This is a genomic window from Arthrobacter sp. NPDC058127, from assembly GCF_042884555.1.
Lineage (GTDB): Bacteria > Actinomycetota > Actinomycetes > Actinomycetales > Micrococcaceae > Arthrobacter.
In genome coordinates, this window is record NZ_JBHVTT010000003.1 from 24111 (window position 1) to 37953 (window position 13843).

Here is a 13843-nt window from a genome sequence, read left to right on the forward strand (position 1 = left end):
GCAGTGATACATGCAAATGCATCTATTTTAGGATAGACTGTTGGCAGAGCCCGGACACCAATCGGGCAGGCAGAAAGGTACATCATGGAGATCGGCGTATTCAGCGTCAGCGACATCACCACTGACCCCACCACGGGCCACACCCCCACGGAGAACGAGCGCATCAAGGCCGCCGTGGCCATCGCCAAGAAGGTCGAAGAGATCGGCATGGACGTCTATGCGATCGGCGAGCACCACAACCGCCCCTTCTTCTCATCGTCCCCCACCACCACACTGGCGTACATCGCAGCGCAGACTGAACGCATCACGCTGTCGACGTCCACCACGCTGATCACCACGAACGATCCTGTCAAGATCGCCGAAGACTTCGCGATGCTCCAGCACCTGGCGGATGGTCGAGTGGACCTCATCATGGGCCGCGGCAACACCGCCCCCGTCTACCCCTGGTTCGGCAAGAACATCCAGGACGGGATCGAGCTCGCTATCGAGAACTATTCCCTGCTGCGCAAGCTCTGGGATGAGGACACCGTCAATTGGAGCGGCAAGTACCGCACCCCGCTGCAGAACTTCACCTCCACGCCCCGCCCGCTCGACGGCGTCGCGCCCTTCGTCTGGCACGGCTCCATCCGCAGCCCGCAGATCGCGGAACTTGCCGCCTACTACGGCGACGGCTTCTTCGCCAACAACATCTTCTGGCCCAAGGAGCACTACCAGCAGCTGATCGGCCTGTACCGCGAACGGTATGAGCACTACGGCCACGGCAACGCTGACCAGGCCATCGTGGGCCTCGGCGGGCAGTTCTTCATGCGCAAGAACTCCCAGGACGCCGTGAAGGAGTTCCGCCCCTACTTCGACAATGCACCGGTGTACGGCCACGGTCCCTCGCTCGAGGACTTCACGTCCCAGACGCCGCTGACCGTCGGCAGTCCACAGGAAGTCATCGAAAAGACCCTGACTTTCCGCGAGTACTTCGGCGACTACCAGCGCCAACTGTTCCTGGTGGACCACGCCGGCCTGCCGCTCAAGACCGTCCTGGAGCAACTGGATCTCTTCGGCGAAGAAGTCCTGCCGGTCCTGCGCAAGGAATTCGAGGACCGCAAGCCGGCCCACGTCCCTGACGCGCCCACCCATGCATCCCGGGTGGCAGCCTCCGTGATCGCCTCGGCCAAGGACGACGCAGCCGATGCTGTCAGTGGCGGCGTAGGGCGGACCCCGTGACCACCGCGGCGCCCACCTCGTCCGCCGTGCGCCTCGCCGCCGAAACCTGGGAGTCCTTGTTCCGCTCCCAGGTGGCGGTGATGCGCCGGCTCCAGGCCGGGCCGGCCTTCAAGAAGTTGCCCATCAAGGAGTATGACGTCCTGTTCACTTTGTCCCGCTGCCCCACTGGCAAGCTGCGGCTGAACGAGATCAACGATCACGTCCTGCTCAGCCAATCCAGCCTGAGCCGGCTGGTTGACAGGCTGGAGAAGCGTGGGCTCGTGGAGCGCAGCATCGCTCCCGACGACGGCCGCGGGATCCTGCTGGGGCTCACCTCGGCCGGGCAGGAACTACAGAAGGAGATCGGCCGCGAGCACGTCCGCGACATCGCCGAACTTGTGGCGCCGGCCCTGACGGCCGACGAACAACGTGAGCTTCTGCGCCTGACGGATAAGCTGCAAGCGTTCGTCGCAAGCAAATAGCCGCGCGAGAACTAGCGGAGGACGACGAGCTTTGCCGGATCCTCATCCGGCAGCTCGTCGGCCACCACAGCGGTGACCTTCAAGCTCTTCAACGACAGGCTGCCGCCCACCGTGGACAGGAACGCGGTGTCCGAGGAATCGCGTCCGGCGGTGATGCGCAGCATGGATTCGCGCGGGGCCAGGCCTGTGGGATCGATCACGTACCAGGTTCCGTCGATGTGGGCCTCAGCCACGGCGTGGAAGTCCATGGGGCTCAACCCGGGCGCATAGACCGCCGCGAGCCGGGCGGGGATGTCTTTGGAGCGCAGGAGGGCAATGGCAAGGTGGGCGAAATCCCGGCAAACACCTTTGCGGTGCAGGAGCGTTTCCACCGCTCCATCCGTTCCCCGCGAGGAACCGCTGATGTACCGGAGTTCATCGTGGACCCAGTTCCGGACTGCCTGCAATAGCTCCTCGCCGTGCAGACCGCCGAACTCGGCATACGACGTCGGAAGGAGTCGATCGGACTCGGCATAGCGGCTGGGGCGCACATAGCGGATGAGCTCCATCCGGGAGGACTCATCCGGGACACCAAAACCTTCCACCGAGGCACGGTAGTCAACCGTTACTTCGCTGGGTTCGGCGAACTCCATGTAGTGGAAACGCCCACCGTGATGGTCCGTCAGCTCGGTGAGCGGAACAGCTTCGCCTTCCACCGTGACTGACAGCTCTTCGGTCAACGAGTCGTAGCCTGGATTGCTGGCCACGGCGATCGCCATTGCCACCTTGGTGTTGGCGACGGTCTTGAAAACGAGCTGGGCAGCCACGTTGCGTTCCATGGATCTCCGGAGTGTTGCGGCTGGACAACCCCCCGATGTCGCCGATCTGTTGGTGTCAATCGTCGTTCTACAGATTGACCTTCAGAGACAATAGCATCCGCTGGACGTTGGCGAATTCCGAACTCTGGTCAACGTACTTGGCGGCCTGGTCCAAGGTGTCAAAGGACTTCGCGGGAGCAACTACTTCGTCAGTGGCGAAAGCATGCACCGCGGGCATGTCCCCGAAGTAGTAGTTGCCCTTTCCTGCCGGCCCCACCACAAGGTTCCGGAGCTGGCAGGCCTGGCCATCAGTTCCGGCCACCAAGTTGGTGATGCCGTACGAACCGAAGAATTTGTAGCCCTGGATGACCCGGAACACCACGTGCGGAGGGATCGTGGAATCGCCGTCGGCATGGGGAAGGTCAATGGGCACGCTGCTGACCACCACGTAGGGACGCTTGGCGGCCGGATTGCAGTCGGCCGGACTCGCCGAGGCCAGTCCGGTGTGAAGGGTCGCGAGGTACCCTCCCTTGGCGTCTTTGACCTCGATCTTCAGGGCGCCGGGCATGGAACCGGCGTCGGGCGTGACCGATTGCGCAATCCAGTCACTCGGAAGATCGAAGCTGACCTTCTTGGACGCATCCGAGTACGTCTTCCACGCCGAGGCCGTGGCCCCCGCCGTCGCTGTAGTTCCTGCTGAGGGGCTCCCCGTGGAGCCGCCCGACGGCGGGGCCGCACTGGAGCCCGACGGCGTCGCGCTCCCGGGTGCCGCGCTGTTGGACCCGGCCGTCCAGACCGGTCCGCCCTTGCCCTCGGAACTACAGCCAGCCGCGGCGACCACGATGAGTGCACCCAGGACGGCGACTGAAAACTTCGACGGGATCCGCTTTGCTCGCATGCGCACCAGCCTAACGGCGCGGAGCCGCCGCCTGCCCGTCCGGATCGGCGTTTCGCACCTGAAAACCCCGCCGGTGCACTCCGGGCCGCCGCTTCAGCCCGCATCGTAGGACTAGGCTGGACGCATGGCTCCCGATCAGCTTGATGAGGACGAAAACAATGTGGAGGGCATCTCCGCCGTGGACATCGCGGACTGGCGCTTGCGCACGTTTGCCTTGTACGACGACGTCCGCAAGATCGCGGTGGACGATCCCTTCCAAGCCCACGTTTACTGGCGCCAGGAACGGGACCGCATGTTCGGAACCCACCCGGCATCGGCGCTGACTCCCGCCAGCAAGAGGTCCTTCTCGGGCTTGCGCACCGCGGACTACGATCCCCGGTTCCGCCGCTATGCTGCCCTCTCTCCGGAAGGAGCGGGCCAGGAGATGAACGTGCACACCGGAACCGACGGCGTGGTGCCGTTTGTCCGGCTCGGTACCTTCGACCTCGACGAGCTTGGCTCTCTGGCTGTGTGGCGCCTCCGCAGCTACGGCGGCGGCATCTTCGTGCCTTTCCGCGACGCCACAGCCGGCAAACCAGGAGGAAGCTACGGCGCCGGCCGGTACTTGCTTGACACCATCAAAGGCGCTTTCCACGGCCTTCGCGGATCAGGGCAACAGGAATTCGTGCTCGACTTCAACTTCGCCTACAACCCGTCCTGCGCCTACAACGAGGCCTGGGCGTGCCCCTTGGCCGGGCCGGCAAATCGTTTGGCCGCGGATATCCCGGTGGGGGAGCTCTACCTGCCCGTCTAAACCTCCGTCCAAACTCCGTCTAAACAGGCGCGAGGACGTAGGATGTCTTCATGACTTCCTCACGTGCACGCCGGATCGCCCGCGTCCGCCCGCTCTCCCCCACCTCGCCGGACGAACACTTCTTCGTCGCGAATTACGCCGTTGACTTCGCTTCCGCGGAAGGCCGGAGCTGGACTGTGGTGGACAGCCCGTTCCCAGGCTCGCCGGCAAATGGCAGCAGCGCAGGGCGGCCGGGTTGGGTTACAGGCTCTCAGGTCTCCGAGGATGCGTTCATGTTCCTTGCGCCGTCCGTTCCCGCCAACGTCTTCGGCATGGCGCACAACACGGGCCAGCCGGGCCGGGACTTGCCTGCGCAGGCGTTCCACAAGGCCGCCACGAGCGTCATTGGACCAGGCGACGCCATCGAGCTCGCCTCGGACGTCGGCTACGTGGACCCCGAAGCGGAACTGACCGTCGTCGTCGGACGCAGAGTCCGCGGGCTCACACTCGACAACGCGCGCGACGCCATCCTCGGTTTCACGATCGGCAACGACGTCTCGGCGCGCGACCTGCAGAAGACCGACGAACTGTGGATCAGCGCGAAAAGCCAGGACACGTTTACTCCTGCGGGACCGTGGATCGTCACGGACCTCAATGACGATGATCTTTCGATCGGCATAGTGCACAACGGCCGGGAATTGGGCACGGCCAGCACCGCGGACCTCGGATGGAAGGTAGACGAGATCCTTGTCTACCTCACCTCCTTCATGACCTTGCACCCCGGCGACCTGGTCCTCACCGGCTTCCCGGCCGAGTGCACCAGGATCGAGCCCGGAGATACCGTGACCTGCCGCATTGAGGGCATCGGAGAGCTCAGCAACCCCGTCATAGCAGCAACTTGGGAGAAAATTCCCAGCTTGATATGACAGGCTTGAGCCATGGAGCCTCCTGCCGTGCCGGCAATTGAGACGCGGCAGACGTCCCTTCCCAGGCCAAATACAAGCAAGCGCCGCAAAGGCGTGCTGCGCTATCCGGTGGTCAGGCAGCTCATCCGTTTTACCGGCGTCGGGATCATCTGTACCGTCACCTCGCTGGCACTGTACGCGCTGTTCCGCCCGTGGATGGGACCCCAACCCGCGAACGCCGCGGCACTGATTATCACCTCGCTCATGAACACGGCCCTGAACCGGCGGCTGACCTTCAAGATCACAGGCAACCGGAAGAGAACGCAGGATCATCTGAACGGGCTGATCGTGATCGCCGTGGCGCTGATCATCACGGGCGGTAGCCTGGGCGTGCTCCATGCGTTGCGCCCCGAAGCCACCCTCGCCGAGGACCTTTGGACAACCACGCTGTCCGGGTTCGTCGCGACGGCCGTGCGGTTCACGATGCTGCGGCACTGGATTTTCCGCAGGGCCCGCCACGTCTGACTCCCAACTGGCTCGCATTTGTTGTCGTCTTGAGGGCTCAGAACGACAACAAATGCGAGTTACTTGGGGTGGGGACAGTCAGCGGCGACCGAGCCCCTGCACGCTCCCGACGGCGGCAGCCACGGCTTCTGCGGCTTGCTCAAGTTCCGCTGACGTCACCGCGGAGTCGAAGCTGAAGCGCACTGCAGTGTGGGCCACCTCGGGCTCGATTCCCAAGGCCAGCAGGACCGGCGGGGGAGCGTCGGATCCAGCGGCGCAGGCCGAGCCGCTCGAACAAACCACACCAAGCCGCTCAAGCTCAAGCAACACGGACTCCCCGCTGGTGCCGGGGAAACAGAAAGACGCGACGGACGGCAAGCGCTGCGAAGGGTGGCCGGTCAACACGGCACCCGGCACGGCCCCAAGGACAGCGCGGATGAAGGCATCCCGCAACGCCGAGACACGTACGGCGAGTTCCGACTGCGCGGCATGGGCGAGCGTGAGTGCCGTGGCCAGCGCGACAGCTCCCGCCACGTTTTCGGTCCCGGAGCGCTTGCCCCGCTCCTGGCCGCCGCCATGGACGAGCGGCTCCAGCTTGAGCCTTCCCTTGGCATAGAGCACGCCGCTACCCTTGGGCGCGCCGAGTTTGTGGCCGGAAATGCTGAGGGCATCGACCCCCAGTTCCTTGACGCCTATAGGCAACCAACCCGCGGCCTGGACGGCGTCCGTGTGGAACGGCACGCCGTGTTCCGCGGCCACCTCCGCGAGTTGCCGCACGGGTTGCACGGTGCCGATCTCGTTGTTGGCGTACATGATGCTGACGAGGGCCGTCTCCGGACTCAGGCCAGCCCGGAGCGCCTCAACCGTCACCACACCGTGCCCGTCCACGGGGACCACGTCCACCTCGAAGCCATGGACCCGTTGCAGGTAGAGCGCTGATTCCTCCACGGCGGGGTGCTCTATGGCGCTGACGACAATCCGGTTCAGGGCGGGATCCGCGGCTCGCCGTGCGAGGGCGATCCCCTTCACGGCCAGATTGTCGGCTTCGGTGCCGCCGGAAGTGAAGGTAATTTCCCCCGGCCGGCAGCCCAGGACCTTCGCGACTGCCGCGCGTGCCCGGGACAACGCGTTCGCAGCCGCTTCGCCAAGGCCGTGATGGCTCGAGGGATTGCCGAACTCCCCCGTCAAATACGGCCACATCGCTTCGAGGACTTCCTTACGGACGGGTGTGGTCGCCGCGGCGTCGAGGAAGATCATGGCGTCAGCCGATACCTGAGGTTGGGTCCGGTGCCACGTCGAGCGTCACGTCCAGGCCGAGATCCAGCGCGTTGACGCTGTGGGTGAGTCCGCCGATGGAAATGACGTCGACTCCCGCGGCGGCGATGTCCGCCACAGTGTCCACGTTGACGTTGCCGCTCGCCTCAACGACGGCGCGGCCGGCCACCTGCTTCACACCGGCACGGAGCTCCTCAAGGGAAAAGTTGTCCAGCATGATCGTGTCTACCCCGGCCGCGAGCACGGGTTCGATCTGCTCGGCGCGGTCCACTTCCACCTCGAAGTGCGTGGTGTGGCCCAGCTGGGACTTGGCGGCCTTGAGCAGTGCGGTGAGCTTGGCGGAATCGCCACCGGTCATCACTGCAAGGTGGTTGTCCTTGGCCAGAACGGCATCGGACAGGCTGTAACGGTGGTTGGCTCCCCCGCCGCAGCGTACGGCGTAGCGTTCCAACACCCGCAGCCCGGGGGTTGTTTTCCGGGTGTCCGTGATGCGGGCCTTGGTTCCGTCGACGAGCTTGACGAACTCGGCCGTCTTGGTGGCAATCGCGCTCATGCGCTGGGCAAGGTTGAGCCCGACGCGTTCGGCGAGCAGCACCGAGCGGGCGCGGCCGCTGACCCGCGCGAGGTGGGTTCCGGCGTCGAACGCTTCACCGTCCGCGAGCAACAGCTCCACCTTCGTGTCCGGGTCGATGAGCAGCATGGCGTCACGGAACACCGTTCCGCCGCTGAACACCCCCGAAACCCGGGCATTGAGCACGGCGGTGGCCCGGGCTTCGGCGGGAATGAGCAACTGCGAGGTGATGTCGCCGCTCGGCGCGTCCTCCGCGAAAGCCCGCTCCAGAATGTCCCGGACGGGTGCTGCGGGGAGGGTCAGGCTAGTCATTGACGAGGCTCGCTTTCCGGCGGATCGTGTATCTCTGAACAATTTCTTCGCGTTGAGCTTCGACGGCGTCACTCCGGTAATGCGCCCCCAACGACCCCCGCCGCGCGCCCGCAGCCCGCACCAACAACTGCGCGGCAAGGAGCAAATTGGCATCCTCATGAACCAAGGAATCCACTGAGTCCGGCACACTCTCAGGAAGCACGACGTCGGCCCATCCGTCGAGTGCCTCAGCCGCCTCCCGGAGCAACCCCCCGGTCCGAAGCACCCCCGCCTTGGCAGTCATAAGCCGCCGAAGGGCGGCACGGGAGAAGGGCTCCGGGACGAGCTCGGGCTGCCACGGGGTGAGACGGCTTTCGTCTGAAGGTGTCCCTGCAGCGTTGGTGCGCTGAGCGCCGTCGTGCGGTGTCCCGGCAGCGTGCGTAAAAGCGAGGCCGCCCGCGGCCGAGTTAGCACGCAGAGGGATGCCATTCGGCGGCGCCCACCCAAGGAACCCCTCAACAGCCCGACGCCCGAACACGAGCCCTTCGAGCAGCGAGTTACTAGCCAAGCGATTGGCGCCCTGCACCCCGGTACAAGCAACTTCGCCGGCGGCAAGCAAGCTAGGTACAGACGTCCGGCCGTGGAGATCCGTGACCACCCCACCCATCCAGTAGTGGGCGGCAGGGGCGACCGGAACGGGCTCGAGGGTCCAGTCGAGGCCCGCTTCCCGGGTCCGGGCGCTGAGCGTGGGGAAGCGCTTCTCAAGGAAGCCCTCCCCTTTGTTCGCTTCGACCACCCGGGCGTCAAGGAAGACGTGGCCGTTGGGATCACCCAGCGAAGCCAGGTGGAGGGCAATGCTGCGGGAGACGACGTCGCGCGGGGCCAGTTCGGCGTCGGGGTGGTAGCGGGGCATGAATCGTTCGCCGTTCGCATCCACCAGGATGGCGCCTTCGCCGCGGACGGCTTCGGAAATGAGGAGCGGATCGGTGCCGAGGGAAGTTGGCTTTCCGGCAGCGGAAAGGACCATGCTCGTGGGGTGGAACTGGAAGAACTCCAGGTCCGCGAGCTCGGCGCCTGCCCGCCATGCGAGCGCGAGCCCGTCGGCCGTTGCCACCGAGGGGTTGGTGGTCTGGGCAAACAGCTGCCCCGCCCCACCGGTGGCAAGCAGCACGGCGTCGCCGAACACGCTCTCGAGGCGGCCGTTGCGTAGGAATTCGACGCCCGTGACACGCCCCTCGGACTGGAGCAGGGAAGTCGCCTGCGCATGTCCCAGCACCTGGATTTTCCCGGCGTCCTGCGCGTCAAGGACCGCCAGGATGAGTGCGTTCGCGACCCCGGCACCGGTGGCGTCTCCTCCGGTGTGCAGGATCCTCGGCGCGGAGTGGGCGGCTTCGAGCCCCAAGGCGGGATCGCCGTCGTCGTCCGCGTCGAAACGGACACCGAAACGCTCCAGCCCCCTGATGTCGAGGCGCGCTTCTGTGCACAGCACCCGCACGGCCTCCTCATTGCAGTGCCCGGCGCCGGCCTTGAGGGTATCCATGATGTGCGCGGCGACGGTATCGCCGGGGGCGGGTTCCTCCAGCACTGCCGAAATCCCGCCTTGGGCGAAGAAGGTGTTGCTGTCCGCCAGCGCCCCCTTGCTGAGCAGGACGACCTCCGCACCGGCCTCGGCGGCCAGCAGCGCGGAGTAGAGGCCGGCGATGCCGCTTCCGACGACGACGAGTCGCCGCAGCGCCGGAGCGCCGGGAATGCGTTCTGCAGTCATGTGAGGCTCGATTCGACTGGTTGGTACTGGGTGTGACCTAGAGCGGCCGTGCTGCAAGCATGCGTTCGAGGGCGATCTTGGCGTTGTCCTTGACCGAGTCGTCCACCGTGATGCGGTTGACCACACGGCCTTCCACCAGTTCCTCGAGTACCCAGGCGAGGTAGCCGGGGTGGATGCGGTACATCGTGGAGCAAGGGCAGATCACCGGGTCGAGGCAGAAGATGGTGTGCTGCGGGTTCTCCGCGGCCAAGCGGTTCACCATGTTGATCTCGGTACCGATCGCGAAGGTGGTGGGCTCGGTTGCGGCGGCGATGGCCTTCTTGATGAAGTCGGTGGAGCCTGCGCCGTCTGCCGCGTCGACAACCTCCATGGGGCATTCGGGGTGCACAATGACGTTCACGCCCGGGAATTCGGCGCGGGCCTTCTCGATCTGGCCCACGTTGAAACGCTTGTGGACGGAGCAGAAGCCGTGCCAGAGGATGACGCGGGAATCCAGCAGGGTCTGTTCGTCGTTTCCGCCGAGTTCCTTGCGCGGGTTCCACATGGGCATCTGTTCCAGCGGCACGCCGAGCGCCTTTGCGGTGTTGCGGCCAAGGTGCTGGTCGGGGAAGAAAAGCACCCGCTGGCCGCGTTCGAAGGCCCATTCGAGCACCGTCCTGGCGTTGGAGGACGTGCAGACGATGCCACCGTTGCGTCCGCAGAAGGCCTTCAACGCGGCCGAGGAATTCATGTAGGTCACCGGGATGACCGGCGCTCGGCCATCGGAATCGGGGGCGGTCCCGAAGAGCTCTTCGAGCTGCTCCCAGCATTCCTCCACCGAGTCCTCGTCTGCCATGTCCGCCATGGAGCAGCCGGCAGCCAGGTTCGGCAGGATCACGGCCTGGCCCTCGCTGGACAGGATGTCGGCGGTCTCTGCCATGAAATGCACGCCGCAGAAGATGATGGCCTCGGCATCAGGCTTGGTCAGGGCAGCGTTGGCGAGCTGGAACGAGTCGCCCACGAAATCCGCGTACTGGACAACTTCGTCGCGCTGGTAGAAGTGGCCCAGGATGACAGCCCGGTCCCCCAGCGTCTCCTTGGCGGCGCGGATCCGGGCGTCGAGCTCGGCGTCGCTGGCCAACTTGTACTCTTCGGGCAACTGGCCTTGGCGGGGTGTGGCTTTCGGAGCGTCGTCGGAACTGGACGCGCCGGGACCGTAGGCGGGGATGCCTGCGAGGGCTTCGGCGAGGTCGTACTCCCACGGGCCCTTCGCCAGGGCGGGGCTGCACGTCGACCCGGCCGCGGAACGGCCGCTTTCGGCTTCTTCCCGCGTGATCAGCTGGATAGCTGTGTTGACGCTGCTCATGGTGTACTCCTGTTGTCTGGCCCGAGTCCGGGCGTGCCGGTGAAGCGGTAGAGGCGGGGCGGGCGGTGTTTTCCGCCCTGGAGGTATTCACCGGTTTCTTCGATTTCCGGTGTTCCCTTGATTTGCCGGCGGAAGTTCGCCGGATCGAGCTGGCGGTCCAGGACAGCCTCGTAGACTTCGCGGACCTGTGCCAGAGTGAAGAATTCACCCAGCAAGTGATAGGCGATGGACCCGTAGGCCATCTTGTTGCGCAGCCGCCACAAGGCGTAGTCCACGATCGCGTTGTGGTCGAACGCCAGTTCTGCGAGCCGGTCTGCCCGGAACCAACGAACGTTCTCGGATTCGTCGGCGAGAGCGGCTTCCGTGGGCTGCACCAAGGCCCAGTAGACAATCGAGACAACCCGCTGGGCAGGCGAGCGATGCAGGCCGCCGAAGGCGTAGAGCTGCTCGAGGTATTGGGGAGCCAGCCCCGTGGTCTCGCGCAGGTTCCGGGACGCGGCGTCCTGGAGGGATTCGTCGTGCTGCAGCGGTCCGCCGGGCAGCGCCCACATGTCCTTGAACGGTTCGCGGATGCGACGCACCAGCGGCAACCACAGCGTGGGGCGGCCGGAGCTTTCGCTCGGGCGGAGGGCGAAGATCACCGTTGATATGGCCAACGACGGCGGCGCGAGCCTGCGCTCTTCGACATTGGCGGAGGTGGCGTACACGGTATTCACCCCGCTTCTTTGCCGTAGGGACCGGAAAATTAGTTATAGTCAAGATGACTAGAACTAATGGTACGACTGTTAGAGGACAGTGTCCAAATGTTTCAGCCCGCATTCTCCTTGGCGGCAGCTTCCAGGAGCGGCAAGGTGCGGCCTTGGAAATGAGTATTCAGGACAATCACCGAGGACGAACGGAGCACGGTCTTGGTGGCAATGAGCTTGTCCAGCACGCGCTGCAGGTCCGAGTTCGACTTGCCCACCACCCGCACCATGAGATCCGAACTGCCGGAAACGGTATGGACCTCAATGAGCTCGGGAATGGCAGCCAGGGCTTCGACGACGGCGTCGTGCCCCAAATCCTGGTTGATGGTCAGGGAGCAAAAGGCGACCACGGGATAGCCAAAGCCGGCGGGATCGGGCTGCGGAACCCAGGGTGCCACCACCCCGCGCTCAGCCATCCGGTCCAGCCGGGACTGGACCGTGGCGCGGGCGACCTTCAAGACCCTGGATGCCTCCAAGACAGACGCTCGCGGGGAGTCGGTGAAAAATCGGACAATCTTGGCATCCAACTCGTCCACAACCATCAGTTTTTCCTACTTCCGCCCATGAGCTGTACAAATCGGCACTCCATGCCCAGATGTCACACCAGCTTGTAACCATCCTCTCACGAGTGTTTTTCGCCACTTTCCTTTGGAAGCGGTAAATTCGATAAGTCCTACAAGGACCAGTCGACAAACCATCCACAAGAAGGCAAACACGAATGACAACGAAGTCCACCGCTGTTCGACCCTCCATTACTTCGCGAGGCCTTGGCCACTCGATGAAGCCGCGCCAGCTCACCATGATGGGCCTGGGCAGCGCCATTGGCGCGGGACTCTTCCTTGGCTCAGGCGCCGGAATCCACGCGGCCGGCCCGGCAGTACTCATCTCCTACCTTGTGGCAGGCACCCTGATCATCGTCGTGATGTGGGCGCTCGGCGAGATGGCAGCCGCGAACCCCAACAGCGGCGCCTTCTCGGTCTACGCGGAAAAGGCCATGGGCAAGACGGCCGGATCCACGGTCGGCTGGCTTTGGTGGCTGCAGCTGGTGGTGGTCATCGCCGCGGAGGCGCTCGGTGCAGCAGGGCTGCTGTTCTCCGTCTGGCCGGTCATTCCCGTGTGGGCGCTGGCTTTGGTGTTCATGGTGGCCTTTACCGCGATCAACCTCGCCGGGGTCCGGAACTTCGGTGAGTTCGAATTCTGGTTTGCCATCCTGAAGGTCGCAGCCATTGTCGCTTTCCTTGTCATCGGCGCGGCCTTGCTGTTCGGCTGGCTGCCCGGCGTAACTTCCCCCGGCCTCGGGAACCTCACGGGCAACTTTGCACCGTCCGGCTGGTCTGGAATTGCCGCGGCGCTCTTCGTGGTGATTTTCGCCTTCGGCGGCACCGAAATTGTGAGCGTGGCCGCGGCGGAAACGCAGAATCCCGCACACAGCGTCGGCAAGGCCATCCGCACGGTGGTGTGGCGCATCCTGGTCTTCTACATCGGTTCGGTCTTCGTCATCGCAGCAGTGCTGCCCTCCGATTCCGAAGGCTTGAAGTCGCCGTTCGCCGGTGTCCTGGACCTTGCCGGCATCCCGGGAGCCGGCACGGCCATCACCCTCGTTGCCGTCGTGGCGTTGCTTTCCGCGCTCAACGCAAACCTTTACGGTGCCTCGCGCATGGTCTTCTCCTTGTCTGAACGCGGCGAAGCACCTGCTTTCCTGTCGCGGCTGCGCGGCGCCCAGGTGCCCATGGCCGCCGTCGGGGTTTCCGTTGCTTTCGGTTTCATCGCCACGATCCTGGAACTGCTCTTCCCCGACCATGTGCTTCCGGCCTTGCTCAACCTCGTAGGCTCCACCTGCCTCGTGGTCTGGGGAACGGCACTCGTGTCCCAGTTCATCCTGCGCCGCCGCGCCGACCGCGAAGGAACCGAACTGCCGCTTCGCATGAAGGGATTCCCCTTCCTCACGGTATTCGGACTGGCACTGCTTGCCCTGATCTTCGCGGTGGGCTTCTCGAACGCCGAGAGCGCCGGCCAGTTGATCGGCACGTTCCTGTTGATCGCGTGCATCGCCGTCGCCTGCAGGATCGGTGCCAAGGTCAAGTCCGCACGAAACGCCTAGGCAAACCCAACTAGCCCCACCGCCACCCTCGCCTCGCAAGTCCCCACTGGCTCCCAGCCTTCGCAAGCTCAGGCAGGGACCCTCGCCGGCGGGGCCCCACGGCCAGGGAACCCTGGCGGCGTGGGCCCAGCAGTTGTTGTCGTTTTGACGCCTCATAACGACAACAACTGCGAGCTACTTGGGTGGGCAAGAGG

At 64.8% G+C, this 13843-nt stretch carries 14 protein-coding genes; 6 read left to right on the forward strand and 8 right to left on the reverse strand.

Annotation, left to right across the window (positions count from 1 at the left end; translation table 11 throughout):
• The first annotated feature begins 84 nt into the window (after positions 1-84).
• The gene (locus ACFVTG_RS06265; protein WP_390278974.1) at positions 85-1218 is read left to right on the forward strand and encodes an LLM class flavin-dependent oxidoreductase; all 1134 of its coding nucleotides are present in this window, start codon (positions 85-87) and stop codon (positions 1216-1218) included.
• Positions 1215-1679: a MarR family winged helix-turn-helix transcriptional regulator gene (locus ACFVTG_RS06270; RefSeq protein WP_390278976.1), complete on the forward strand. Its 465-nt coding sequence runs from the start codon at positions 1215-1217 to the stop codon at positions 1677-1679. Before ACFVTG_RS06265 ends, ACFVTG_RS06270 begins: the two co-directional genes overlap by 4 nt.
• Before the next feature lie 11 nt (positions 1680-1690).
• Here the strand turns inward: ACFVTG_RS06270 and ACFVTG_RS06275 are convergent, their stop codons facing one another.
• Together ACFVTG_RS06275 and ACFVTG_RS06280 are read right to left on the reverse strand one after the other, a co-directional pair.
• Entirely contained in the window at positions 1691-2497 is an 807-nt protein-coding gene (locus ACFVTG_RS06275) for a transglutaminase family protein (protein WP_284751173.1), read from the reverse strand.
• A gap of 67 nt (positions 2498-2564) precedes the next feature.
• Positions 2565-3374: a hypothetical protein gene (locus tag ACFVTG_RS06280; protein WP_284751174.1), complete on the reverse strand. Its 810-nt coding sequence runs from the start codon at positions 3372-3374 to the stop codon at positions 2565-2567.
• 124 nt (positions 3375-3498) lie between these two features.
• Here ACFVTG_RS06280 and ACFVTG_RS06285 point away from each other — a divergent pair, with 124 nt between their 5' ends.
• Genes ACFVTG_RS06285 through ACFVTG_RS06295 form a run of 3 tightly spaced genes read left to right on the forward strand, consistent with a single transcriptional unit; the run spans position 3499 to position 5576 of the window.
• Positions 3499-4167 (forward strand): DUF1684 domain-containing protein, encoded by a 669-nt coding sequence (locus ACFVTG_RS06285; RefSeq protein WP_284751175.1) that lies wholly within the window; start codon positions 3499-3501, stop codon positions 4165-4167.
• Positions 4168-4217: 50 nt separating this feature from the next.
• Entirely contained in the window at positions 4218-5072 is an 855-nt protein-coding gene (locus ACFVTG_RS06290) for a fumarylacetoacetate hydrolase family protein (protein WP_390278979.1), read from the forward strand.
• A 12-nt stretch (positions 5073-5084) separates the two neighbouring features.
• The gene (locus ACFVTG_RS06295) at positions 5085-5576 is read left to right on the forward strand and encodes a GtrA family protein (protein WP_284751177.1); all 492 of its coding nucleotides are present in this window, start codon (positions 5085-5087) and stop codon (positions 5574-5576) included.
• Positions 5577-5654: 78 nt separating this feature from the next.
• Here ACFVTG_RS06295 and ACFVTG_RS06300 read toward each other — a convergent pair whose 3' ends face one another.
• The 6 genes from ACFVTG_RS06300 to ACFVTG_RS06325 form a co-directional block, all read right to left on the reverse strand.
• Positions 5655-6812 carry a cysteine desulfurase family protein gene (locus tag ACFVTG_RS06300; RefSeq protein WP_390278981.1) on the reverse strand — a complete coding sequence of 386 codons (1158 nt, stop codon included), beginning with the start codon at positions 6810-6812 and terminating at the stop codon, positions 5655-5657.
• Between the two features lie 4 nt (positions 6813-6816).
• Positions 6817-7713 (reverse strand): carboxylating nicotinate-nucleotide diphosphorylase, encoded by an 897-nt coding sequence (nadC, locus tag ACFVTG_RS06305; protein ID WP_390278983.1) that lies wholly within the window; start codon positions 7711-7713, stop codon positions 6817-6819.
• Positions 7706-9457, reverse strand: a complete 1752-nt coding sequence (locus ACFVTG_RS06310) for an L-aspartate oxidase (protein WP_390278985.1) — start codon at positions 9455-9457, stop codon at positions 7706-7708. Before ACFVTG_RS06310 ends, nadC begins: the two co-directional genes overlap by 8 nt.
• A gap of 37 nt (positions 9458-9494) precedes the next feature.
• Entirely contained in the window at positions 9495-10802 is a 1308-nt protein-coding gene (gene nadA, locus ACFVTG_RS06315; protein ID WP_390278986.1) for a quinolinate synthase NadA, read from the reverse strand.
• A complete protein-coding gene (locus ACFVTG_RS06320) occupies positions 10799-11509 on the reverse strand; it encodes an NUDIX domain-containing protein (protein ID WP_284751324.1) in 711 nt (236 codons plus the stop codon). Before ACFVTG_RS06320 ends, nadA begins: the two co-directional genes overlap by 4 nt.
• Positions 11510-11610: 101 nt before the next feature.
• On the reverse strand, positions 11611-12090 hold the full coding sequence (locus ACFVTG_RS06325; RefSeq protein WP_059387632.1) for an Lrp/AsnC family transcriptional regulator: 480 nt from the start codon (positions 12088-12090) through the stop codon (positions 11611-11613).
• A gap of 176 nt (positions 12091-12266) precedes the next feature.
• On the opposite strand from ACFVTG_RS06325, the gene ACFVTG_RS06330 reads away from it, so the two are divergent.
• On the forward strand, positions 12267-13649 hold the full coding sequence (locus ACFVTG_RS06330) for an amino acid permease (protein ID WP_390278987.1): 1383 nt from the start codon (positions 12267-12269) through the stop codon (positions 13647-13649).
• Positions 13650-13843: the final 194 nt, after the last annotated feature.

What these genes read in the sequence shown, in the direction of transcription:
- ACFVTG_RS06295 (WP_284751177.1), top strand. Translation starts at nt 5,085, where the DNA reads ATGGAGCCTCCTGCCGTGCCGGCAATTGAGACGCGGCAGACGTCCCTT.
- ACFVTG_RS06275 (WP_284751173.1), bottom strand. Translation starts at nt 2,497, where the DNA reads ATGGAACGCAACGTGGCTGCCCAGCTCGTTTTCAAGACCGTCGCCAAC.
- ACFVTG_RS06310 (WP_390278985.1), bottom strand. Translation starts at nt 9,457, where the DNA reads ATGACTGCAGAACGCATTCCCGGCGCTCCGGCGCTGCGGCGACTCGTC.
- ACFVTG_RS06300 (WP_390278981.1), bottom strand. Translation starts at nt 6,812, where the DNA reads ATGATCTTCCTCGACGCCGCGGCGACCACACCCGTCCGTAAGGAAGTC.
- ACFVTG_RS06280 (WP_284751174.1), bottom strand. Translation starts at nt 3,374, where the DNA reads ATGCGAGCAAAGCGGATCCCGTCGAAGTTTTCAGTCGCCGTCCTGGGT.
- ACFVTG_RS06330 (WP_390278987.1), top strand. Translation starts at nt 12,267, where the DNA reads ATGACAACGAAGTCCACCGCTGTTCGACCCTCCATTACTTCGCGAGGC.
- nadA (WP_390278986.1), bottom strand. Translation starts at nt 10,802, where the DNA reads ATGAGCAGCGTCAACACAGCTATCCAGCTGATCACGCGGGAAGAAGCC.
- nadC (WP_390278983.1), bottom strand. Translation starts at nt 7,713, where the DNA reads ATGACTAGCCTGACCCTCCCCGCAGCACCCGTCCGGGACATTCTGGAG.
- ACFVTG_RS06290 (WP_390278979.1), top strand. Translation starts at nt 4,218, where the DNA reads ATGACTTCCTCACGTGCACGCCGGATCGCCCGCGTCCGCCCGCTCTCC.
- ACFVTG_RS06285 (WP_284751175.1), top strand. Translation starts at nt 3,499, where the DNA reads ATGGCTCCCGATCAGCTTGATGAGGACGAAAACAATGTGGAGGGCATC.
- ACFVTG_RS06265 (WP_390278974.1), top strand. Translation starts at nt 85, where the DNA reads ATGGAGATCGGCGTATTCAGCGTCAGCGACATCACCACTGACCCCACC.
- ACFVTG_RS06325 (WP_059387632.1), bottom strand. Translation starts at nt 12,090, where the DNA reads ATGGTTGTGGACGAGTTGGATGCCAAGATTGTCCGATTTTTCACCGAC.